Below are 21,633 nucleotides of genomic sequence, written 5' to 3' on the forward strand. Positions count from 1 at the left end.
CCGGGACTCCGGTTGGCTGACTCAGCACGCTCTCAGTGCGTGCTCCCTAGCGTCGGCCTCATGACCCTCGAAGAACCCAGCACGCTTGCGCTGTCCGGCTGGGGCCGGACGGTCCACCGGACCTCTCGGGTCCGGCGGCCGACGGTCGACGGGGGACTGGTCGACGTGGTGCTGAGCGAGCCGCGGATCACCGTTCGAGGGGCCGGCAAGAGCTATGGCGACGCGGCGCTGCCCAGCGACGGGATCGTGCTGGACATGACGTCGCGGGACCACATCATCTCCTTCGACGAGGGCAACGGCGTACTCGTGGTCGAGGCCGGCGCGCTGCTCAAGGACCTGATCGACCAAACGCTGCCACTCGGCTGGCGGCTCCCGGTGGTGCCCGGCACGGAGCGGATCACCGTCGGCGGCGCGATCGCCAGCGACGTCCACGGGAAGAACCATCCCGGCGCCGGGGCGTTCGGCGCGTACGTACTCTGGATCGCCTTGCTGCGTTCGGATGGGACGATCACTCAACTGTCCGCGGCGCAGGACGCCGACGCGTACTGGGCAACCGTCGGCGGGATGGGCCTGACCGGCGTGATCCTCCGCGCGGCGATCCAGCTGCAGCGCGCGGACACCGGCTGGATGATCCGCAACCGGCAGCGGACTCGTTCACTCGATGAGACGCTGGCCGCGATGCAGGCGCTCGCCGTACGGCAGGAGCTCGACCCCGATCGGTACGCGGTGGCCTGGCTGGACGCGCACGGAAAGGGCGGGAGTCTCGGGCGCGGCGTGGTCGACGAGTACTACCCGGCGGGGACGCTCGATCTTCCCGGTGCGGTCGCGCCGTACCCGGAGAATCGGGTGCCGGGGAATCGTCCGCGCCGGTCGTTGCCAGGTCCGGGCCTGGTCTCGGCCGCGACCATCGCGGCGGCATCGGCGGCGCGCTGGCGGTTCAGCAGATCGTCGAACTCCCAGCTCGTTCCGTTGCGTACGGCGTTGTGCCCGCTGGATCGCGCGGAGTCGTGGCCGGCGGCGTTCGGGCGGATGGGACTGGTGCAGTACCAGTTCGCGGTTCCGCCTCCTGCCGCCGAGACGATCCGGGACGTGCTGGTCTTCCTGACCGAGCACGGGATGACGCCGGCCCTTGCCACGTTGAAGAATTTCGGCTCCGGTACGGCCGGGCCGCTGTCGTTCCCGATCCCCGGCTGGACCTTGGCAGTGGATCTTCCGGCGCGCTGGCTGCCGCACCTCGACTCGCTTCGGCCCGTCGACGCGATGGTCGCGGACGCCGGCGGCCGGGTGTACCTGGCGAAGGACACGGTCACGGATCGGGAGCTGATCCCGAAGATGTACCCGGACCTGCCGGAGTGGCGCCGGACCCAGAACCGGCTGGACCCGGATCGGCGCTGGAGTTCCGCCCTCGCCGAGCGGTTGGGGCTGCTGTCATGACGTCCGGAGCGGTGTTGCTGGTCGGCGGATCGTCCGAGATCGGCATGGCCGTACTGCATGCGCTGATCGGACCGGCGCCGCGCCGCGTCATCCTGGCCGGGCGCCCGAGTGGCGAGCTGTGGTGGAACGCGGAGAAGCTCCGCGACGCCGGGTACGCGGTGGCCACGACGCAGTACGACGCGGCGCTCGGCAGCGCGGAGCTCGACGACATGCTGAAGCAGGCCTGCGCCGGGGACCCGCTGCAACTCGCCGTGGTCGCGGTCGGATCGATGTCATCGGCAACCTTCGGCGAGGGGCTGATGGTGAACGGGCTGGGCGTGGCTTTGTTGCTGCGGGCATTGGTCCAGCGCAAGCCCGAACAGATCGTGTTCCTGTCGTCGGCGGCAGCCGTACGCCCCCGGCAGTCGATCGCCGCGTACTCACTGGGCAAGCAACTGGCCGACTCGACGGCGGTGCTGCTCGCCCGGCAGGCGGCCGAGACCGGCGTCCGTGTACTTGTCGTCCGGCCCGGCTTCGTCAGCACCCGGATGACCGCCGAGCTGGCGAAACCACCGCTGGCCACGACGCCCGAACTGGTCGCCAAGCGGGTCGTGCGGGCGGTCGAGAACCAGCAGACGGTGGTATGGGTACCGCGGGCGATGGGGCTGGTGGTCCGGGCTCTCAATCTCCTGCCGCGCAGGCTGCTTCCGGTGGCGTACCGATGAAGGCGAACCGGACGAAGAAGCGGCGCATCAAGAAGCGCTGGATCGCGCTGGTGATCGCAGCGTTACTGGTCGTGCCAGCGGTTTCATACGTGCAGGCGCTGCTCTACCCGGGCAACGCGAGTTTCTCGGTCCGTACCGTCGAGTGGTTCCGCGACCACGGCGGCGGCTCGATCATCGACGCGATCGAGACCTGGAAGTACTCCCACCAGCAGCCGCCGGCCACCGGCGTACCGAGCGATGTCACCGCGACCGCCCCGAACGCGAAACAACACGCTCCGGAACCCACGGCCGCCTCGGGTCTGCCGACCGTCCAGCTCCTGCCGGGAGTGAAACCGCTGCCGCAAGAAGGTACCTGGGCGGTCGCGCGGCAGTCGGCAGCAGGAAAACCGTTGCTGTGGACAACTTGGTTCCGTCCCGATCCCGGCCACCTCCCGGTCTCGGCCGCCGCCGCGCTGCTGCCGCGCGACAGCTACCGCCTGACCCTGATGCCGGGTACGCGCGAACCGGTCGTCGGAATGCCCTCCAAGAACGGGTACGACGTGCCCGCCGCCGATCGTCCCGCGCTGGTGGCGACCTTCAACGCGGGGTTCAAGATGCACGACTCGCACGGCGGCTGGTGGACCACCTGGTCCAACGCCGTCCCGCTGGTCGACGGCCGCGCCTCGGTGGTCATCCACCGCGACGGATCGGCCCAGATCGGTACCTGGAACGGGACCGTCCGGATGACGCCGGACGTGGTCGCGGTCCGGCAGAACCTGGACCAGCTGATCATCGACGGGCGGATCGTCGACGGTCTGGCCGCGAACCGGGACGCGCGCTGGGGATCGACCCGCAGCCAGTTCCAGTACACCTGGCGGTCCGGTCTCGGGACCGATGCCCACGGCAACTTGATCTACGTGGCCGGGAACAAGCTCACGCTGGCCAGCCTGGCGACCGCGATGCACCAGGCCGGGATCGTGCAGGGCCTGGAGCTGGACATCCACGCGGCGATCGTGAGCTTCAACATCGAGCAACCCGGCCCGAACGGGACGGTCACGCCCCGGAAGCTGCTGAACTCGATGAATCCACCGGCCAACCGTTACCTGGTCGAGGACCAGCGTGACTTCTTCTATGCGACCGCCAAATGACTGATCTGCATACCCCGCTACCTGTCGCGCGCCGCGAGTCGACGGCCCGCGCGCTGCTCCGGCTGAGCCGTCCACAGCAATGGCACAAAGCGCTGATGGTCTTTGCGGCACCCGCCGCGGCCGGGGCGCTCGAGTCGCCGACCGATGTGCTCGAGGCGGCGATCGCCGCGATCGGGTTCATGTTCCTCGCGATCGCGATCTACGCGTTCAACGACATCCGGGACGCGCCCGACGACCGGCGGCACCCGCGCAAACAAGAACGTCCGGTCGCGTCCGGCGCGATCAGTCCGACGCTGGCGGCCGCGTACGGCGTGACCGCCGCGCTGGTCGGAATCGCGATCGTCAGCACGCTCGGTACCGCGACCTTCGGTCTGGCGATCGCGTACCTGACCGCGCAGCTGCTGTACGTCCTCGGGCTGAAACACGTCGCCGTGGTGGACCTGATCCTGGTCGCGCTCGGCTTCGTACTCCGGGCCGCCGCCGGCGCGACCGCCACCGGGTTGCCGATCTCGCACTGGTTCCTGCTGGTTTCGTTGTTCGGGGCAATGTTCCTGGTCACGGGCAAACGCAAGGCGGAGCGTACGAAGATCGGGAACGCGGCCAGTCGTCCGGTGCTCGCCGCGTATCCGATGTCTTGGCTGGACCAGGTGCTGACGATCTCCCTGCTCGGTACGGCGCTGTCGTACGGCATGTGGGCGTTCCAGTATCTGGGTCACGACGTGTACCGCGAACTGCTCGCGGTTTCGTTCCTGCCCTTCTTCACCGGGCTGCTGCGGTACGCGCTGCTCGTCTCCACCGGCCGGGGCGAGGAGCCGGAACACGAGATCTTCCGCGACCGTGTCCTGCTCGTCGCGGGCATCACCTGGGCAGCCATGCTCGGCATCGGCCTGTACTGCGCGTGATCCGGCCCGGTGGTACGCATCACGTAGTAGTGTGGCGCCGAGGAGGCGCGATGCAGGCGAACGATTCCCAGACGCTGGTGCTCTCGGCGCTGGCCGACGGCCCGAAGCACGGGTACGCGATCAACAACGCGATCGAGGAGCTCACCGGCGCGCGGCTGGGCGCTGGCAGTCTGTACGGCGCGCTGTCCCGGCTGGAGGCGAAGGGCCTGATCGAGACGCTGGAAGAGCAAGGCCGGCGGCGGCCGGTGCAGCTCACCCCGGCCGGCCGCGAGGTCCTCGAACAGGAACTGCGCGCGATGGCCCGGGTGGCGACCACGGGCCTGCGCAACCTCGGAATCCGGCTGACGTGACCGCGCGGCGCCGCGTTACCCGGCTCCTGATCAGTCTCTATCCACAGCCGTTCCGGGAGCGTTGGGGGCCGGACCTGGCCGAAGCTGGTCTCGAACCCGGCGCATCCTCATGCTCGCATAGTGCACGGCGCGTACTACGCGATGCGTACTAAACCCTCTCGGTCCGTCCTCAGTGCGGGGCCGGTACCGTCGCGGCTGGCCGCAGAACGCCGAACCACTGAACCCCACTGAACCAAGGAGCAGTCGAAGCACATGATGAGCATCTGGGACTCGATCGTCCTCGGCGTCGTCGAAGGACTTACCGAGTTTCTGCCGGTGTCCAGCACCGGCCACCTGACCATCGTGTCGAAGCTGCTCGGGCTGCCGATCGACGATCCGTCCATCACCGGGTACACGGCGGTGATCCAGGTCGGCGCGATCGCGGCCGTGGTGCTGTTCTTCTGGGGCGACATCCGGCGGATCGTGGTCGCCTGGGTCCGCGGGCTGGCGAACGCCGAACACCGGACCGAGTTCGACTACCACATGGGCTGGTACGTGATCGCCGGCTCGTTGCCGATCGGAATCATCGGTTTCCTGGCCAAGGACCTGATCTCCGGACCGCTGCGCAGCCTGTGGTGGGTGGCGGGGTCGCTGATCGCCTGGTCGTTCGTGATGGTCGCGGCGGAGCGGTTCAGTACGAAGGAACGCCCGCTGACCCGGATCACCATGCGCGACTCGGTGGTGATGGGTCTGGTGCAGTGCCTGGCGCTGATCCCCGGTGTCTCGCGCTCGGGCGCGACGATCTCGGCCGGCCTGTTCCGCGGTCTGGACCGGGTCGCCGCGACCCGGATCGCCTTCCTGCTGGGCATCCCGGCACTGCTCGGAGCCGGGGTGTACGAGCTGAAGGACGCACTGCACGGCGACGTCGGCGCCGCGCCGCTGATCATCGGCACGCTGGTCAGCTTCGGCGTCGCGTACGCCTCCGTCGCCTGGCTGCTGCGCTTCGTCGCCAAACACTCGATCGAGGTCTTCGCCCTCTACCGGGTCCTGCTCGGCACTGTCCTCCTGGTCCTCCTGACCGCCGGCACCATCGCCGCGACCTAGCCTCTTCGGCAGCTCGACAGTACGTATAGGTCCACTGCCCCCTGTCTTCTGGCACCCGCCCGCCTGCACCGGGGCCTGCCGGCCGGACACCTCCTGTCGAACTGCCGACGTTTCCCCTCAGGGAAGGCGTGGGTTGGGGGAGGCCAGGCCGATGTCGTAGGCGTAGATGACTGCCTGGATGCGGTCGCGGGCGCCGATTTTGGCGAGGACGCGGCCGACGTGGGTCTTCACCGTCGACTCGGACAGGTGCAGGCGCTCGGCGATCTCCGGGTTGGTCCAGCCGGTGGCGATCGCGATCAGGATCTCGCGTTCGCGGTCGGTCAGCAGGCGTACCTTCGCGTCGTCGGGCGAGCGGCCGTCCGGGGCGGTGCGGGGGAGCTGGCCCGCGTACGCGTCCAGCAGCCGCCGGGTCAGACCGGGTGCGATGATCGCGTCGCCGGCCGCGACCGCGCGGATGCCGCCGAGGAGTTCCTCCGGTCGCGCGTCCTTCAGGAGAAAGCCGCTGGCCCCGGCCCGCAGGGCGGCGTGCGCGTACTCGTCCAGGTCGAACGTGGTCAGTACCAGCACCCGGGAACGGTTGCCGCTGGCCACGATCTGCCGGGTCGCCTCGATCCCGTCCATGCCGGGCATCCGGATGTCCATCAGCACCACGTCCGGCCGCAGCTCGGCCGTCCGGCGGACCGCTTCCGACCCGGTCCCCGCCTCACCCGCGACCTGCGTCTCCGGCACCGACTCCAGCAAAATCCGAAGCCCCAGCCGATGCAACGGCTGATCATCAACAATCAAAACACTGGTCACGCAACCTCCCGACCCAAGCTCAGAAGAGGAGGGAAGTTCTTCATGGGGTTCGCTCCGGGGTTAGTTGTAGGGCGGTTTCCACTGTCCAGCCGCCGGCTGGGGTGGGGCCTGAGTGGACTACTCCGCCGTACAGGGCGGCCCGTTCGCGGATGCCGATCAGGCCTTGGCCGGCAGCGGAATCGGGTACGGGCAGGAAGCCGGCCGACGGGCCGCTGTCCTCGACCCGGATTCGCAGCCGATCCCGCACGACCTCCAGCGAAACCTTGGCCGCCGTCTCCGGACCGGCGTGCTTCAGCGCGTTCGTCAACGCCTCCTGAACGATCCGGTACGTCGCCAGCTGCAACCCACGATCCGCCGGCAGTTCCCCCACCGTCCGGTACGTGACCTGCGGACCCGCCGCCCGAATCCGCTCGCACAGTGCATCGACGTCCGCGATCCCCGGCTGTGGAGTCAGCTCCGCTACGGCGGCCTCGTCGCGGAGCGCGCCGAGCGTACGCCGCAGATCGTTCAGCGCCTCACGACCGGTCTCGCCGATCAGCGTCAGCGCCTGCGCGGATCGATGCGGGTTCACGTGCGCCGCGTACGCACCGCCGTCGGCGAGCCGGATGATGACCGACAGGTTGTGCCCGAGAATGTCATGCATTTCGCGCGCGACCCGGGCCCGCTCACCGGCGACCGCGAGCATGCTGCGCTGATCCCGCTCGATCTCCAACCGGGCGGCGCGATCCCGCAACCCGGCCAGCTGCGAGCGTCTGATCCGCACCACCAGCCCGAGCGCGATCGCGGCCGTGGTCGCACAGACCAGGAAGAACGCCACCTCGGGTACGGACGTGACCGAGCCGAGTCGTACGACGGCCAGCGTCAGCACCGCGACCGTGATGGTGCATGCCCAGAGCAACCGACGTAGCGAACTGTGCAACGTCAGGCTGTACAAGGCGATCAGCAACGCGACATCCGCGCGCAGGAACACCTGCAACGCCCACTGCACCGCGAACACGGTCGCGGTGAGGACGAAGGCAACCATCGGTGCGCGCCGCCGGAGCAGCAGCGGCAGGATCAGGCCGAGCTGGAACCCGACAACGGCCAGCATCGGCAGCTGGACAAACACCCCGTTGATCTCGCGGGGTGCGTCGTGGCGGATCAGGTCCGGTACGCAGAACAGCAGGAACGCGCCAATGACCACGAGGGTGTCGAGCGCCCACGGGCGGGCGCGGTCGGCGCGACGCAGCCGTCCGCCGATCCGGCCGAGGCGGATCACCCAGGGGTGCCGCCACAACGGATCCGGATCAGCGACGGACTGCAGGTTCTCGCCGGTCACCGTACCCACGCTTCCATTGTGACCGGCCGTCAACACCATGCCGTCAACACCATGCCGTCACCACCGGCCGCCGAGACCGCGGTCAGGCGTCGCTCCGGGCGAGTCGCCAGGCCGCGGCCGCGAGCGCCAGCACGGTCCAGGCGATGAAGACGACGAAACCAGGTCCTGCTGACAGCGTGTGAGGATCGTGATGCAGTACGTACATCGACTGCCCGGCCTCGCTCGGCAGGTACGGCTGGATCGCGTTGCCCCAGGACTTAGGCAGCAGCGAGATCAGTCCGGGTACCAGCATCAGCGCGCCGACCAGCGCCGAGATCGCCCCGGCGACGGACCGGATCAGCGTACCGAGCGCGACCCCGATGACCCCGATCAGCGCCAGGTAGAGCACCGCGCCGAGCAGGCTCCGCAGGACGCCGGAGTCGGAGATCGTCAGTGCCGCGCGGGTGGAGTGCAGAATCCCGCTGTCGACGAAGAAGCTGATGAACACTCCGACGAACGCGATCACCAGCGCGACCACGCCGTACACGGCGGCTTTCGACCAGAGCACCGGCAGCCGGCGTGGTACGGCGGCCAGCGTCGAGCGGATCGCGCCGGTCGAGTACTCACCACCGATCACGAGCACACCCAGTACGCCCAGCGCGAGCTGCGACAGGGGTACGCCGAACAGCGAGAGGCTCAGCGTCGTCGCGGCGGCGAAATCCGGGTCGAGCTGGCGGCCGGACGTGACGCTCGAGCGGTACCGCAATGCGGCGATGATGCCGAAGGCAACCAAGAAGAGCAGGCCGAGACCGAGCGTGATCCAGGTCGATCGCAACGACCACAACTTGGTCGACTCCGAACGGAGTACGTGTGCGGTGGTGACCCGGTAGCGTGGTTTCGTGCCGGCGTTGGGAGCGTGTTTCGCCGGGGGAGAGGTGGTCGCGGTCATGCCGCACGCTCCTTGAGTTCGGTGCTGCCGTGGTACACGACCTCGTCGCGGGTCAGGTCCATGAACGCCTTCTCCAGCGAGACTTTCTTGGTGGTCAGCTCGTACAGCGCGATGCCGTGTTCGGCCGCCGTGGCGCCGACGGCGCGTGCCGACAGGCCGTTGACCTCCAGCTCCTCGGAGCCCGCGTGCCCGAGGATCTCGACGCCAGGCCCGGCCAGCGCGTCCCTGAGCTTGGCGGCGTCGGCGGTGGATACGCGCACGGTGTCGCCACCGGCTTCCCGGACCAGCTCGTCGACGGTGGTGTCGGCCAGCAGCCGGCCGCGGCCGACGATGATCAGCCGGTTGGCGACCAGTGCCATCTCGCTCATCAGGTGCGACGAGACGAACACGGTCCGCCCTTCCTCGGCCAGCCGGGTGAGCAGGTTGCGAATCCACAGCACGCCTTCGGGGTCCAGCCCGTTCACCGGTTCGTCCAGCATGATCGTCGCCGGGTCGCCGAGCAGCGCGGTGGCGATACCGAGGCGCTGTCCCATCCCGAGCGAGAACTGGCCGGACCGCTTCTTCGCGACCGACTGCAGACCGGTCAGCTCGATCACTTCGTCGACCCGGCGCTTCGGGATGCCGTGGGTCTGCGCCTGCGCGAGCAGATGGTTGTACGCGGACCGTCCCGGATGCGCGGCCTTCGCTTCCAGCAGCGCGCCGACTTCCTGCAGGGGAGCGGAATGCTCCTTGTAGTGCTTGCCGTTCACGGTGACGGACCCGGTCGTCGGCGCGTCGAGTCCGACGACCAGCCGCATCGTCGTCGACTTGCCGGCGCCGTTCGGTCCGAGGAACCCGGTCACGGCGCCCGGCCGGACGGTGAACTCGAGTCCGTCCACCGCCGTCGTCTCGCCGTACTTCTTGGTCAGCTGTTTCGCCTCGATCATGATCCCAACCTAGGAACCACGACCGCCCGGAACAGTAGTACCGCGGCCCCATCTTCGGGCCGGTGATGGTACCGCGGTACTACTCCACGGATCAGCCGAACGTCTTCAGCAGGATCGCGACCGCCTTCTTCTCGGCGGCCGGGTCCTTGGTCTCACGGACCGAGCTGAACAGGCCGTCGTTCTGGCTGTCGATGTACGTCCACGCCTTCTGATCGAGCGGCTTGAGCTTCTCCTCGTCGTCGTCCCAGGCCTTCTCGTACGCGTTCACCTTGGTGTTCAACGCGGCCTGATCGTTCTTGGCCACGTCCGTGTTCATCCCGGTGACGAGCGTACGGAACCGGGCCACCTCCGCCTTGGGGAAGTGCGACGTGGCCTGCTGCGAGGTGAGGTGTACGTTCGCCTCGGCCGGGTTCGGGCCCTCGTTCTCCGCGGCGGCGTTCGCGTGCGGCTGAGCGGACGCCCAGTTGAGCAGGATGCCCGCCGCGATCGCCGATGCGGCCATCACGCCGACCATCGGCCATTCGCGCGACCGCTGGTGGTACTTGGCCGCCCGGTCGCGGTGCTCGTGCCCTTCGATCACATCGGACTTCGTCACGGTCAAGTACACGACGGTGGCCAGGATCGCGCCGAGGAAGATGATGCTGGTGACGAGCGTACCGAGGCCGAGGCCCTGGTCCGGAACCTTCGGGGACGCCAGCCAGTCGCCGAGGTTCGCGCCGAGCGGACGGGTCAGGATGTACGCCAGCCAGAATGCCAGCACCGGGTTCGCGCCGAAACGCCAGCAGCTGACGATGATCGCGATCAGCGCGAGCGGCAGCAGCACCGAGACGCCCGGGCTCCAGCCGGTGAGTTCGAGGGTCCAGTCGCCGGCCGCGGTACCGAGCGCGAAGGTGACCAGGACGGCCAGCCAGTAGAACGCTTCCCGCGGCCGGGTGACGATGCTGTGGATGGACAGCGTACGTTCGCGGGTCCACCAGATGCCGAACACGACCGCCAGCGCGACGGTGAACACCGACGTGCTGATCCACAGTGGCACGCCGAGCTGGTCGGTGAGGATGTCGGTGTACAGCGTGCCGGTGACGCTGACGACCACGACGGTCAGCCAGTACGCGGCCGGGCGGTAGCGGTTGGTACGGATCTGCCAGGTGAGGACCGCGGCGAACACCACGGTGAAGATGACCGCGGTGGCGAGGAGTCCGACGCCGAGCTGCATGTTGATCCAGTCGGCGAAACTCTCTCCCACGGTCGTGCAGAGGATCTTGATCAGCCAGAACCAGACAGTGACCTCGGGCACTTTGTTGAGCAGTACCCGTGGAGCGGCCGTACGGGACGCGGTATCTGTTGTCATGCGGGCCAGGCTTGCGCGTCGTACCTGCACACAACCTGATCAGCTGGTGAACTACCTGACCGGGAAGCTTACTTCCACGTGACCGTTGCCGTCGGCCACCGCCTGGACGCCGATCCCCGTCGCGGTGGCGATCCGGCGCACGACGGCGAGGCCGAGGCCATGCCCGTCCGAGCCGCTGTGACCGGGCGCGAACACCTTGTCGAGTTCGTCCGGCTGGAACCCTGGACCGTCGTCGATGACATGAACGACCGCGCGATCGCCGGCCACCTCGGCGCGGAGGGTGACGGTTGACCGTGCGTGCCGGGTGGCGTTGTCGACCAGCGGCGCCAGTACGGCGGCGGCGACGTCTGCCGGTACGGCGAGGTCGAGCTCAGCCGGAGCGTCGAGCCGCACGCGCTGATCACGTCCGGCGAGGATCTTGTCCAGGACGGTCGTCAGCCGGCAGCTCGCTTCGTGCCGCGTACGCGAGCGGGCCGCGTCGAGGATCGTGCTCACGGCGGCACTGAGCCGATCGGTTTCGGTCAGTACGAGCTGCGGATCGACCTGCGTACCGGCCAGTTCCGCGAGCTGGGCCTCGCCGCGCAGGACGGACATGGGCGTACGCAGTTCGTGCGCGATCTCGTCGGTGAGCCTGCGCTCGTCGGCGATCGTGTCCGATACCCGGTCGAGCAGCCGGTCGAACGTCTGCGCCAGTTGACCGAACTCGTCCCGCGGCGGACCGGTCCCGAACCGGCGGTCCGGATCGTGGTCACCCCATTCGTCGGCGAGCGTGGACATCCGGCGGACGACCCGCAGCGCCCGGCTCACCACCAGGTACGCGACACCGCCCGCGAGCACGATCGCGAGCGCGCCCAGGATCAGCGACATGACCAGACTGCGCTGCTCGGAGCTCTCGTACGGCGTCAGGTCGACCATCACGACCGCGGTGACCTGATGGCCCGGCACCGGGACGGGTTCGGCGTACAGCAGGAAGTGGTCGACCGTGACGAAGTCGGCGCGGGTCGACTGGCCGAGGCGCTCGACGGTGGTCGCGGTCGCGGAGTGCAGAACGCCGTCGAGCAGGCGGCCGTCCGCGTACACCCAGGTGACGGTGTCGAACGCGTCACCGGTGCCTTCGACGCTGCGAATCTTGCCGTCGGCAACTTCCACGGTGGCCGCGACCGCCTCGGCGCGGGTGCGGGCGAGCGTCCGGGTGTCCGCCTCGGTGGCCCGGGTCAGCAGCACATGACTGAGGACGACCAGTACGGCGACGACCAGCGTCGCGGTCAGTACGGCGAGCGAGACGATCCGGGCGCGGAACCCGGTCAGTCCCATCGGTACCCGACTCCGCGTACGGTCGCGACCCGGTCCGCGACGCCGAGGCGATCGAGTTTCACGCGGAGCCGCCGCAGGTACGAATCGAGGGTGTTCTCGCTGACGTACGCCCCGTGCGGCCAGCCGGCGGCGACCAGCGCATGCCGGCGGACGACCTCGCCGGGGACCGAGATCAGCCGGCCGAGCAGCCGGAACTCGGTCGGCGTCAACGGCTCGCCGGTCTCGCCGCGGCGTACTTCGTGACTGGTCGGGTCGAGCACGACCTCGTCAACCGTTACCGCGACGGTCGTCCGGCGCAGCAGCGCCCGAATCCGGACCAGCAACTCCGGGATGTCGAACGGCTTGGTCAGGTAGTCGTCGGCGCCGGCCTCGAACCCGCTCACCTTGTGATGCACGCCACCGAGCGCCGTCAGCATCAGCACCGGCGCATCCACGCCATGTGCCCGTAGCGCGAGACAGACATCTCGCCCATCGGCGTCCGGCAACCCGATGTCCAGGATCACCACATGCGGCGCGGGCTCGAGCCGGCCGAGCAACTCGGCACCGGACGCGGCGGCGGTCACCGTGTGCCCGTCACCTTCCAGAGCCCGCCGCAGTACACCGCGCAACGCACGATCGTCCTCGCACACCGCAACCCTGGCCACACCCTGCACCGTACCGGGTAGGCCGGTGTGGATCAGTCTGGGTCAGGGGTGGCTCGGTGTCGTTCAGTCGGGGCGGCGCTTGATCTGCATCCCGGGGCGGCGCCGATGCACGGTCAGGTACGACAAGCCGTCCGGGCCGGCGGTGAGCTCCCGGCGGGAGCCGTGCGGGAGCCAGACCAGGCTGCCCGTCGAGACCGGTTCGCCGATCGTGCCGCTGCCTTCGACCACCACCAGGAGGACGTCCAGATCTGGCTCGACGTGTTCGCCGACGTGGCGGCCGGGTGGCAGGTGGACGAGATTCGCGTCCAGTTGGCGGCCCGATTCGGCCAGCGTCCACCAGGCACCGCTCTCCGGCGCGTCCTCACCCCGGCGTCCGTCGGTCAGGATTCGCGCCGTTGGCTCACTCTCATCCAGGGTCATGACGTGCAAAGTCCTTGTCTGTCGCTGCTGTAAGGTTCAAGTTATGTCATCGCCGGGACAGCCGCAGCGCCGGGCCACGTTGAAGCTGGTGGCCGAGTCGCTGGGCGTTTCGATCACCACGGTCTCGAACGCGTTCAGCCGGCCGGACCAGTTGTCGGAGGCGCTGCGGGAGCGCGTGCTGGCCGAGGCGGCCCGGCTCGGGCTGAGCAGTCCGGACGCGGCGGCGCGCAGCCTCCGGCTCGGCCGGCCGGCGTCGGTGGGCGTGATGTACACGGATCGGCTGTCGTTCGCGTTCTCCGATCCCGGCGCGGTGCTGTTCCTGCAGGGCGTCAGCCGGGTCTGCGAGGAGAACGGCCAGGAGCTGGTGCTGATTCCGAGTACGTCCGCCGCCGACGCCGCGGCGACCGCGGTCGGCCGGTCGATGATCGACGGCCTGATCGTGTACTCGGTCGCCGACGACGACCCGGTACTGGCCGCCGCGGCCGATCGGCGGATGCCCTTGGTCGTGGTGGACCAGCCACGGATCAGTACGCTGCCGTGGATCGGTGTCGACGACGAGGCCGGGTGCCGCGCGATCGCCCAGCACCTGATCGGGCTCGGCCATCGCCGGCTCGCGGTGCTGTCGACCGAGATCGACCGGGAGCGGCGCGGCGGCCGGGTCACGGTGGCGCGGCAGCAGGCAATCACGTTCGCGACCACGGCGGCCCGGCTGCGCGGGTACCGGACCGCGGCTGAGGACGCCGGGATCAACTGGTCGACGGTTCCGGTGGTGGAAACGCGGGAGAACTCGGAGGCGAACGGGTACCAGGCGACCGCCGCGCTGTTGCGGAGCAAGCAGCGGCCGACGGCGGTGCTGGCGATGACCGACCAGCTCGCGTTCGGCGCGCTGCGAGCCGCGGCGAAGGCCGGCCTGTCCGTGCCGGAGGACTTGTCGGTGGCCGGGTTCGACGACATTCCGGCCGCGCGGGTCGAGCCGTACCTCACGACCGTCGCGCAGCCGCATGAGGAGAAGGGGCGGCGCGCCGCCGAGCATCTCCTCGCGCAGCTCACAGACCGCTCGGCACCACCGCGCCAACAACAACTGAAAACCACCCTCCGCCTACGCGAAACGACCGGCACCGCACACCCCACCCCCACCTGATCCCGCCACCACCCTCCGCCTACGCGAAACGACCGGCGTCATAGCGTGTGGCCGCCGTTGACCGCGATGCGTTGGCCGGTGATGAAACCGGCGTGGGGCGATGCCAGGAATGCCACCGTGGACGCCACGTCATCCGGCGTGCCGAGGCGATACAGCGGAACCCCGGCGCCGTACGCGTCCTTGTCGTGCTGAGGGACCGCCGCATGTCGCTCGGTCGGGATGAAGCCGGGGGCGACGAGGTTGACGGTGATTCCGGCCGGACCGAGTTCACGCGCCCAGGAACGGGTCAGTCCGAGTTGCGCGCCCTTCGCGGCGACGTACGCGCTGCTGCACGGCGTACCCAGCTCGAACGCTTCGGAGCCGATCGAGATGATCCGGCCGAACCCCTGCCTGCACATCGCCGGGACGGTCGCCTGGGCCAGCAGCAACGGGCTGTGGACGAAATAGTCGAGTTGGTCGAGCATCAGGCCCCAGGTCAGATCCTCCAGTTCGACATCGGGTTGCGGGCCGGTCGCGTTCAGCACGAGTACGTCGATCGAGCCGAGGGTGGCGACGATCTGCGTGTGCAGGTCGGCGACCTCGTCGGGCCTGGTCACGTCGGCCTGGAAGATCTCGGCGACGCCACCGGCTTCGGTGATGCGGGCGCGAACCTCCTTCGCGGCGGCGCGACTGGAGTTGAAGTTGATCGCGACGCTGATGCCGTCGCGGGCGAGCGCCTGCGAAATGGCCGCGCCGAGGCCGCGCGATCCGCCGGTGACCAGCGCAACGGTTCTTCCACGTGGGTGGGCGGTCATGGCTTCTTGCCGGACAGCGTGTCGGCGGTACGGCGGACGCCGGTGATCAGGTGGTTGATCTGATCCTCGGTCAGGTGGGTGTAGATCGGTAGCTGGATCTGCTGTTCGAAGTACACCTTCTCCGCGACCGGGCACTCGCCGAACCGGTGGCCGAGCGCGCGGAACTCGGGCAGCAGGTGGATCGGGAAGTAGCGGAGCACGATCTCGATTCCCTCGACCTGTTCGAGCAGCTTGATGAAGTCGTCCTTCGGCGCGCCGACGACAGCCGCGTCGTAGAAGATCGTGTACAGGTGGTAGACGCTCGGCGCCTCCGGCCGGGCGCGTTGCAAGGTGATTCCGGGTACGCCGGTCAGGCCGTCGTCGAGGCGTCGCGCGATCTCCTGCCGGCGGGCGTTCAGCTGATCCAGTTTCGCCAGCTGCGCCAGGCCGAGCGCGGCGGAGATCTCGCTCATCCGGTAGTTGTTGCCGATCAGGTACCTGTCGTCGCGGTAGCTCTTGCTGAAGGCGGAGCGAACGTGCGGGTCGCGGTAGTACGCCGGCTGCCGGTACGGGCCGATCCGGTCGGAGTCGCGCTCGACCAGTGCTCCCCAGGTGTGGATCGTGCCGAGTTCACGGGCCTTCTCCGCGTACGCGTCGTCGTTCGTGACGAACGCGCCGCCCTCGCCGGTCGTCATGTTCTTCAGCGAATGGAAGCTGAAGCAGCCGATGTCGCCGATCGTGCCGACGCGACGGCCCTTGTACGTGGCACCGGGCGCGTGCGCGCAGTCCTCGACCACCGACAGGCCGTACTTGGTGGCGATCGCCATGATCGGGTCCAGGTCTACCGCGCGACCACCGTGATGAACCACCCAGATCGACTTCGTCCGCGGGGTGACCAGGGCTTCGACCGAGTCCGGGTCGAGGTTGAGGCTGTCGGGGTCGATGTCGGCGAACCGGATCGTGCAGCCGCGCGCCTGCAGCGGCCAGGTGGTGACCCAGAACGTTTGCGGAGTGGTGATCACCTCGTCGCCCGGGCCGAGCTCGAGTACCTGCGCGGCGAGGAAGAGCGCGGTCGTGCAGGAACTGGTCGCCTGGGCGTGCCGGGCGCCGAGCAGGTCCGCGAACCGGCGCTCGAACTCGCGGCCGAGCGGGCCCATCGCGAGGGTGTCACGGGTGAGCGCGTCGGTGACCGCGTTGATCTCGTCGGCGCCAAGCGGGTTGGACACGCCGGCGTACGGAACCACGTACTGGGTCATGGGTATTCCTTCTTCTCGAACGTTCAAGATGGCAGCTACTGTAAGGTTCAAGAACAGCTGACACAAGAGAAGGAGCACACGGCACGGAACGGCACGGAACAGCACGGGACGGCATCGGCGCGCGGGAGCCGGCGTCGTTTCAGGGGTTAACCCCTCAGCTGGCCCCTCCACCTCCCGCATGCCGGGGGTGAAGGGTGCATTTCAGGGGTTAACCCCTGAAATGCGCTTAGCCCCTGAAATGGTCTTGGGGTGGGCGGTCAGCGGTTGATGCGGTCCACGCGGTGGCCGGTGTGGTCGAAGATGTGGATCTGGGTGGTGTCAAGGGCCAGGTGTACCCGGGTGCCGCGCGGGAGGTCGGCGTCGGCGGGGAGTTCGAGGACCAGGTCGGCGCGGCGGTGCGACGGCGGGCTGAGCGGCTCGGCCGGCGGGGGAGTGGGCGGCCGGAACCGGGCGCGGAGTTTGGCGACGAACGACGCCGTCCGGTCGCGCGCCCCCGGACCTGACCAGACCGAATCCGCGGCCTGCTGCGCATGCGCCGGGACGACCCGGCCCACCTTGTCCGGATCGACGATCTCGATCCCGCACTGGACGAACGCGATCGACTGCTGACCGTGGAACTCGAAAGCACGCAGCGTACCGGTCAGCTGATTCGCCGGATCATCGTCCTTGACCAGCGAGAACGCGCTCGACCGGGCGCCGACGATCACCCGCGCGCCGTCATGATGACGCAGGATCAGCGATCGCCGATCGGTCGGCGGAAGCGCGATCGACTGCGTACCGAAATCCAGCGCGACCCGGTGATGCGCGGTGACCTGCACCGTCGCCGCCATCAGGTTGATCCGCGGCGTACCCAGGAACCCGGCCACGAACGCGGTCGCGGGATCGTTGTACACCTGGGTCGGCGTGCCGACGTCCTCGATCCGGCCGTCCCGCATCACCGCGATCCGATCGGCCAGCGTGAGCGCCTCGACCTGGTCGTGGGTGACGTAGATCGTGGTCACGTTCAGGTCCCGCGTCATCGCGCCGATCTCCTGGCGGAGTTCCGTACGCATGGTGGCGTCCAGGTTCGACAGTGGTTCGTCGAGCAGGAAGACGTCGGGCCGGCGGACCAGTGCCCGGCCGATCGCGACCCGCTGCCGCTGACCGCCGGACAAGGTACGCGGCATCCGGTCCAGCACCGAGCCGATGCTCAGGATGTCGGCCAGGCCCGCCGCGGTCTCGCCGGCCGCCGCATCGTCCTGCCCGGCGATCTGGAGCGGGAACATGATGTTCTCCTGGACCGTCCGGTTCGGGTACAGCGCGCCGGTCTGGAACACCATCGCCACGCCGCGGTCCCGGGGCGCGAGCTGGGTGCCGTTCGTACGGCCGAACCAGACGTCGCCGGCGGTCACCCGTTCCAGACCCGCGATCATCCGCAGCAAGGTCGTCTTCCCGCAGCCCGACGGGCCGAGCAGAACCAGGAACTCGCCGTCCGCGATGTCCAGCGAAAGGTCGTCGACGGCCAGGTGTTCGCCCTCGAACACCTTGGATACCCCGTCGAGCCGAATCGCCGTCATGAAGGTTTCTTATCGGAAGAGCGGTCTCAGCGGCAAGGACCCGACCGTAACGAGTCTGCTGGACAGTCGGCGGGGACGATCTCGTGACGGTTGCTGACGGCAAACAAGGGGTAGCTGTCTCAGGGTTCGGTCAGTTTTCGGTTGCCGTTGACGACGGTGCTTACGACCTTGTCGAGGGCGGGGCTGAGGAGTACGAGGTCGGCGCGGGCGCCGACTTCCAGGCGACCGCGGTCGGTGAGGCCGAGCAGATCGGCCGGGATCGTGGTGGCCATCGAGAGGGCGGTTTCGAGCGGGAGGCCGCCCGGGCCGGTTGCCCAGCGCAGGCAGTCCAGGAGCGACGCGCCGCTGCCGGCCAGATACGGAGTGCCTTGGAGGCGGAGGCCGCCGTCCGGGGTGACGGTCACCGCGCCGCCGACCGCGGTCTTGTAGTCGCCCGGCGCGCATCCGGCCAGGGCAGCCGCGTCACTGGTGAGTACGCAGCGCCCGGCGCCCTTCGCGCGGACCAGCGCCGCGAAAGTGTCAGCCGGCAGGTGGTGGCCGTCGGCAATCAGCCCCGCGGTCAACCCGTCCTCGACGAGCTGCGGCCAAATCGGATTCCGATGCCGATCGATCCGCGCGGGCAGTCCGTTCCCCAGATGAGTACACAACCGCCCACCCGCCGCCGCAAACGCCCGAACCTCCACCCCCGAAGCCAACGAATGCCCCACCGAAACCACCAACCCCCGCCCGCCACCGGGTGGGCTGGTGAGGTGCTGGGTGAATTCGATGGCGCCCTGGCGTTCGGGGGCGAGGGTGATGATGGAGATCGCGCCTTCGGCGGCTGCTTGCCAGCGGGTGAACTCGGCCAGGTCGGGGTCGCGGATGACGGCCGGGTCGTGCGCGCCGCGGGCACCTTCGGCGGATGAAATGTACGGACCTTCGAGGTGTAGACCGGGCGCTCCGTACGCGACGTCCGGATCGGCCACGCGAGCAGCGGCCGCCCGCGTGATCAGGGCAGTAGTAGTCGCGTCGTCGGCAGAGATGATCGTCGGGAAGACCGTGGTCACACCCTGCCGCCACAACACCCGGATCAGCTCGGACAGCTCACCGGCCGGACGGTCCGGATCGTTCACGTCCAGCCCGCCGTACCCGTTCAGCTGGAGATCGATCAGACCGGGGATCAGCAACAGGTCGGGAGCCGACGAAAGCTCGCTGATTTCCTCGATCCCATCGGCCGAGTACCGGACCCGTACGCCCCGCCCCGCGGCTGTCCGGCCCTCCAGAACCTCACTCATCCCAGCGCCCTTCTCGAACGGTCCGATGCAGGCTCAACCCAACTGCATCTTGGGACTGACGGCAATACCTGCTAGTTTGCTGCAAACGTTTGTAGTCTATCCGTTCCTGTTCAGTCCCGTCCCGAGGAGTGCACCGTGCCCGACACCAAGATCGAGGACCTGCGGCTCGAGGTCCACGCCGCCACCGCGGACATGGCCGCGGCCGCCGCCGCGCACACCGCCGACGTACTCACCCGCGCGGTCGCCGAGCGCGGCGCCGCCCGCGTCGTGATCGCGACCGGCAACTCGCAGCTCGCCTTCGTCACCGCCCTCGCCGGGTACGAGGTGCCGTGGTCCCGGATCACCGTCTTCCACATGGACGAGTACGTCGGCATCGACGCGGACCATCCGGCGTCGTTCCGGCGCTGGATCCGGGAGCGGATCGCCGAACCGTTCGGCCCGGCGCGGGTCGAGTACATCGACGGCGAGGCAACGGACGTCGAGGCGGAGTGCCTCCGGTACGAGGCGCTGCTCCGCTCGGCACCGATCGATCTGACCTGCATGGGCATCGGCGAGAACGGGCACCTCGCGTTCAACGAGCCGGATCAGGCGGATTTCGCGGACCCGCGCTGGGTACGCCCGATCACGCTCACGCCCGAGTCCCTGCACCAGCAGGTCGGCGAGGGCCACTTCCCGGACATCGCCTCGGTGCCACCGACCGCGATCTCGCTGACCATCCCGGCGTTGCTCAGCGCTCGTACGGTCCAGGTCGTCGCCCCGGAAGAACGCAAGGCCGCCGCCGTACGCAACACGCTGACACTGCCGATCAGCCCCGCCTGCCCGTCCACGATCCTCCGCCGAACCCCACACGCCATCCTCTACCTCGACGCCCCCTCCGCCGCCACCTCCCAAGATCTCCTCCCGACCCCCGCCTGACGCTGGGCTTGCCCCCTGAAATGCAGGGTTGCCCCCTCGGATTTCGAGGGGGCAACCCTGCGTTTGAAGGGATATCCCCTCAGCTGGAGGGTTGTGCCAGGAGCGCGGGCAGGTTGATGGGGTGGTGGGTGGTGAAGGATTGGATCAGGGCGTCGCCCATGGTGACGGCGTACGCGGCTTCGGTGCTGGTCGCCATCAGGCCGAGGGCGGTGGATTCCGCGGTCGGCGTGGTGAACAGGTCCCGGCGCATCAGCGGATCGGCGCCGCCGTGGCCGCCTACCTCGGCGTGGACCTCGATGACTCGGGTCGGGCCGAACAGCTCGGCGACCGTGATCCGGTCCGACTCCGGCAACGCGGTTCCGTCGACGGTACGCCCGTGCAGCAGGTCGATCGACCCGTGCGTACCGGCGATGCTCAGCCGGAAACCCTCCCACGTACTGGAGAAGTCGATCGAGTACGTCAACGCTGCCCCGCCGGGATAGCGTACGACCGCGCAGTACGTGTCTTCGATGTCGATCTCGTCGTCGTAGATGTAGAGCGGTCGCGGGTACTGGTTCGAGTAGTGCAGCCCGAACAATCCTGTCCGCGCATCATCGTCCGGGAAGGTGCCGGAGCCTTGCTGGGCAAGGTAGTACGGGTCCTTGGCGCGCTGTTCGGCGACGGGCAGCTCGCCGGCCGGCCGGTGTGGACCGTCGGGACCGTAGTAGTTCAGGCTGCCGTACCCGAAGATCTCCTCGGGCGCCTCGCCGATCCACCAGTTGAGCAGATCGAAGTGGTGCGACGACTTGTGCACCTGAAGTCCACCGGAGAGCTCGCGGCGGCGATTCCAGCGGAGGAAGTAGCTGGCGCCGTGCCGGAGGTCGACGTGGTAATCCATCACCACGCGCGTGATCCGGCCGATCGTGCCGGCCTGGATCAGCCGCTTCACCTCGCGGTGCGCGGCCGCGTACCGGAGGTTGTGGGTGACGCGGACGGTGCCGGCCGAGGTGCGTTCGGCGGCGAGGACGGCGGCCGCGGCCGCGGCGGTGGTGACCATCGGCTTCTCGGTGATGACGTCCACGTCGCGGGCGAGCGCGCCGAGGATGTAACTCTCATGCGTGTGGTCGGGTGAGGTGACGATGACCGCGTCCGGGGTGAGCTCGGCGAGCATGTCGTCGTACTGGGCGACGTCGAAGTACGGGATCGGCGCGCGGCCGAGCCGTTCCAGGGACTGGTTGAACTCCGCGACCCGGTCCGCGTCGGCGTCGACGATCGCGACCACGTCGGCGTACGCGGAGAGGTCGTCGTCGCTGCCGTAGTCGAAGCCGCCGTCGGCGGTGCGGTCGGCGGTGCGGTCGGTCAGGCCGAGGATCGGGAGGACGAAGCTGGCCAGGCCGCGATTGGACAGGCCGCACACGGCATACCGGCGGATCGGGGACATCG

At 68.9% G+C, this 21,633-nt stretch carries 21 protein-coding genes; 8 read left to right on the top strand and 13 right to left on the bottom strand.

Annotation, left to right across the window (positions count from 1 at the left end; all coding sequences use genetic code 11):
* Positions 1-60 precede the first annotated feature (60 nt).
* From HDA44_RS04050 to HDA44_RS04075, 6 genes are all read left to right on the top strand, one after another.
* A complete protein-coding gene (locus tag HDA44_RS04050) occupies positions 61-1,434 on the top strand; it encodes an FAD-binding oxidoreductase (RefSeq protein WP_184831443.1) in 1,374 nt (457 codons plus the stop codon).
* Positions 1,431-2,138, top strand: coding sequence for an SDR family NAD(P)-dependent oxidoreductase (locus tag HDA44_RS04055; RefSeq protein ID WP_184831444.1), 708 nt, complete (start codon positions 1,431-1,433; stop codon positions 2,136-2,138). Before HDA44_RS04050 ends, HDA44_RS04055 begins: the two co-directional genes overlap by 4 nt.
* Positions 2,135-3,265, top strand: a complete 1,131-nt coding sequence (locus tag HDA44_RS04060) for a phosphodiester glycosidase family protein (protein WP_184831445.1) — start codon at positions 2,135-2,137, stop codon at positions 3,263-3,265. The genes HDA44_RS04055 and HDA44_RS04060 overlap by 4 nt, the downstream gene beginning before the upstream one ends.
* The gene (locus tag HDA44_RS04065) at positions 3,262-4,167 is read left to right on the top strand and encodes a decaprenyl-phosphate phosphoribosyltransferase (protein ID WP_184831447.1); all 906 of its coding nucleotides are present in this window, start codon (positions 3,262-3,264) and stop codon (positions 4,165-4,167) included. Before HDA44_RS04060 ends, HDA44_RS04065 begins: the two co-directional genes overlap by 4 nt.
* Positions 4,168-4,217: 50 nt before the next feature.
* The gene (locus tag HDA44_RS04070) at positions 4,218-4,517 is read left to right on the top strand and encodes a PadR family transcriptional regulator (protein WP_184831449.1); all 300 of its coding nucleotides are present in this window, start codon (positions 4,218-4,220) and stop codon (positions 4,515-4,517) included.
* Between the two features lie 255 nt (positions 4,518-4,772).
* Complete coding sequence (locus HDA44_RS04075) at positions 4,773-5,600, top strand: undecaprenyl-diphosphate phosphatase (RefSeq protein WP_184842842.1); 828 nt, start codon at positions 4,773-4,775, stop codon at positions 5,598-5,600.
* A gap of 117 nt (positions 5,601-5,717) precedes the next feature.
* On the opposite strand, the gene HDA44_RS04080 is transcribed toward HDA44_RS04075, so the two are convergent.
* The 8 genes from HDA44_RS04080 to HDA44_RS04115 all read right to left on the bottom strand — a co-directional run bounded on the left by HDA44_RS04080 (position 5,718) and on the right by HDA44_RS04115 (position 13,296).
* A complete protein-coding gene (locus HDA44_RS04080; RefSeq protein WP_184831451.1) occupies positions 5,718-6,398 on the bottom strand; it encodes a response regulator in 681 nt (226 codons plus the stop codon).
* A 40-nt stretch (positions 6,399-6,438) separates the two neighbouring features.
* A complete protein-coding gene (locus tag HDA44_RS38400; RefSeq protein WP_202887160.1) occupies positions 6,439-7,725 on the bottom strand; it encodes a histidine kinase in 1,287 nt (428 codons plus the stop codon).
* A gap of 73 nt (positions 7,726-7,798) precedes the next feature.
* On the bottom strand, positions 7,799-8,644 hold the full coding sequence (locus HDA44_RS04090) for an ABC transporter permease (protein WP_184831454.1): 846 nt from the start codon (positions 8,642-8,644) through the stop codon (positions 7,799-7,801).
* Positions 8,641-9,570, bottom strand: a complete 930-nt coding sequence (locus HDA44_RS04095; RefSeq protein WP_184831455.1) for an ABC transporter ATP-binding protein — start codon at positions 9,568-9,570, stop codon at positions 8,641-8,643. The genes HDA44_RS04090 and HDA44_RS04095 overlap by 4 nt, the downstream gene beginning before the upstream one ends.
* Before the next feature lie 91 nt (positions 9,571-9,661).
* Positions 9,662-10,918 carry a COG4705 family protein gene (locus HDA44_RS04100; protein WP_184831456.1) on the bottom strand — a complete coding sequence of 419 codons (1,257 nt, stop codon included), beginning with the start codon at positions 10,916-10,918 and terminating at the stop codon, positions 9,662-9,664.
* Between the two features lie 51 nt (positions 10,919-10,969).
* Complete coding sequence (locus HDA44_RS04105) at positions 10,970-12,232, bottom strand: sensor histidine kinase (RefSeq protein ID WP_184831457.1); 1,263 nt, start codon at positions 12,230-12,232, stop codon at positions 10,970-10,972.
* Positions 12,223-12,876 carry a response regulator gene (locus HDA44_RS04110; protein WP_184831458.1) on the bottom strand — a complete coding sequence of 218 codons (654 nt, stop codon included), beginning with the start codon at positions 12,874-12,876 and terminating at the stop codon, positions 12,223-12,225. The genes HDA44_RS04105 and HDA44_RS04110 overlap by 10 nt, the downstream gene beginning before the upstream one ends.
* 63 nt (positions 12,877-12,939) lie before the next feature.
* On the bottom strand, positions 12,940-13,296 hold the full coding sequence (locus tag HDA44_RS04115) for a cupin domain-containing protein (RefSeq protein WP_202887162.1): 357 nt from the start codon (positions 13,294-13,296) through the stop codon (positions 12,940-12,942).
* Positions 13,297-13,339: 43 nt separating this feature from the next.
* On the opposite strand from HDA44_RS04115, the gene HDA44_RS04120 reads away from it, so the two are divergent.
* Entirely contained in the window at positions 13,340-14,437 is a 1,098-nt protein-coding gene (locus HDA44_RS04120; RefSeq protein ID WP_184831459.1) for a LacI family DNA-binding transcriptional regulator, read from the top strand.
* 38 nt (positions 14,438-14,475) lie between these two features.
* Here the strand turns inward: HDA44_RS04120 and HDA44_RS04125 are convergent, their stop codons facing one another.
* The 4 genes from HDA44_RS04125 to HDA44_RS04140 all read right to left on the bottom strand — a co-directional run bounded on the left by HDA44_RS04125 (position 14,476) and on the right by HDA44_RS04140 (position 19,296).
* Positions 14,476-15,231 (bottom strand): SDR family NAD(P)-dependent oxidoreductase, encoded by a 756-nt coding sequence (locus HDA44_RS04125; RefSeq protein ID WP_184831460.1) that lies wholly within the window; start codon positions 15,229-15,231, stop codon positions 14,476-14,478.
* Positions 15,228-16,466, bottom strand: coding sequence for a DegT/DnrJ/EryC1/StrS family aminotransferase (locus tag HDA44_RS04130; protein ID WP_184831461.1), 1,239 nt, complete (start codon positions 16,464-16,466; stop codon positions 15,228-15,230). Before HDA44_RS04130 ends, HDA44_RS04125 begins: the two co-directional genes overlap by 4 nt.
* Before the next feature lie 257 nt (positions 16,467-16,723).
* Positions 16,724-18,022 (bottom strand): ABC transporter ATP-binding protein, encoded by a 1,299-nt coding sequence (locus HDA44_RS04135; RefSeq protein ID WP_184831463.1) that lies wholly within the window; start codon positions 18,020-18,022, stop codon positions 16,724-16,726.
* Positions 18,023-18,141: 119 nt separating this feature from the next.
* Positions 18,142-19,296: an N-acetylglucosamine-6-phosphate deacetylase gene (locus HDA44_RS04140; RefSeq protein ID WP_184831465.1), complete on the bottom strand. Its 1,155-nt coding sequence runs from the start codon at positions 19,294-19,296 to the stop codon at positions 18,142-18,144.
* A 135-nt stretch (positions 19,297-19,431) separates the two neighbouring features.
* Between HDA44_RS04140 and HDA44_RS04145 the strand changes: the two genes are divergently transcribed.
* Positions 19,432-20,211 (top strand): 6-phosphogluconolactonase, encoded by a 780-nt coding sequence (locus tag HDA44_RS04145; RefSeq protein ID WP_184831467.1) that lies wholly within the window; start codon positions 19,432-19,434, stop codon positions 20,209-20,211.
* Positions 20,212-20,290: 79 nt separating this feature from the next.
* Here HDA44_RS04145 and HDA44_RS04150 read toward each other — a convergent pair whose 3' ends face one another.
* The gene (locus HDA44_RS04150; RefSeq protein WP_184831469.1) at positions 20,291-21,631 is read right to left on the bottom strand and encodes a Gfo/Idh/MocA family protein; all 1,341 of its coding nucleotides are present in this window, start codon (positions 21,629-21,631) and stop codon (positions 20,291-20,293) included.
* Between the last annotated feature and the right edge of the window lie 2 nt (positions 21,632-21,633).

Source organism: Kribbella solani, assembly GCF_014205295.1.
Taxonomy (GTDB): domain Bacteria; phylum Actinomycetota; class Actinomycetes; order Propionibacteriales; family Kribbellaceae; genus Kribbella; species Kribbella solani.

Coding starts and splice junctions, on each gene's coding strand:
- HDA44_RS04135 (WP_184831463.1), bottom strand. CDS start 18,022: ATGACGGCGATTCGGCTCGACGGGGTATCCAAGGTGTTCGAGGGCGAA.
- HDA44_RS04055 (WP_184831444.1), top strand. CDS start 1,431: ATGACGTCCGGAGCGGTGTTGCTGGTCGGCGGATCGTCCGAGATCGGC.
- HDA44_RS04090 (WP_184831454.1), bottom strand. CDS start 8,644: ATGACCGCGACCACCTCTCCCCCGGCGAAACACGCTCCCAACGCCGGC.
- HDA44_RS04050 (WP_184831443.1), top strand. CDS start 61: ATGACCCTCGAAGAACCCAGCACGCTTGCGCTGTCCGGCTGGGGCCGG.
- HDA44_RS04130 (WP_184831461.1), bottom strand. CDS start 16,466: ATGACCCAGTACGTGGTTCCGTACGCCGGCGTGTCCAACCCGCTTGGC.
- HDA44_RS04075 (WP_184842842.1), top strand. CDS start 4,773: ATGAGCATCTGGGACTCGATCGTCCTCGGCGTCGTCGAAGGACTTACC.
- HDA44_RS04070 (WP_184831449.1), top strand. CDS start 4,218: ATGCAGGCGAACGATTCCCAGACGCTGGTGCTCTCGGCGCTGGCCGAC.
- HDA44_RS04100 (WP_184831456.1), bottom strand. CDS start 10,918: ATGACAACAGATACCGCGTCCCGTACGGCCGCTCCACGGGTACTGCTC.
- HDA44_RS04065 (WP_184831447.1), top strand. CDS start 3,262: ATGACTGATCTGCATACCCCGCTACCTGTCGCGCGCCGCGAGTCGACG.
- HDA44_RS04120 (WP_184831459.1), top strand. CDS start 13,340: ATGTCATCGCCGGGACAGCCGCAGCGCCGGGCCACGTTGAAGCTGGTG.
- HDA44_RS04105 (WP_184831457.1), bottom strand. CDS start 12,232: ATGGGACTGACCGGGTTCCGCGCCCGGATCGTCTCGCTCGCCGTACTG.
- HDA44_RS04095 (WP_184831455.1), bottom strand. CDS start 9,570: ATGATCGAGGCGAAACAGCTGACCAAGAAGTACGGCGAGACGACGGCG.
- HDA44_RS04125 (WP_184831460.1), bottom strand. CDS start 15,231: ATGACCGCCCACCCACGTGGAAGAACCGTTGCGCTGGTCACCGGCGGA.
- HDA44_RS04140 (WP_184831465.1), bottom strand. CDS start 19,296: ATGAGTGAGGTTCTGGAGGGCCGGACAGCCGCGGGGCGGGGCGTACGG.
- HDA44_RS04150 (WP_184831469.1), bottom strand. CDS start 21,631: ATGTCCCCGATCCGCCGGTATGCCGTGTGCGGCCTGTCCAATCGCGGC.
- HDA44_RS04115 (WP_202887162.1), bottom strand. CDS start 13,296: ATGACCCTGGATGAGAGTGAGCCAACGGCGCGAATCCTGACCGACGGA.
- HDA44_RS04060 (WP_184831445.1), top strand. CDS start 2,135: ATGAAGGCGAACCGGACGAAGAAGCGGCGCATCAAGAAGCGCTGGATC.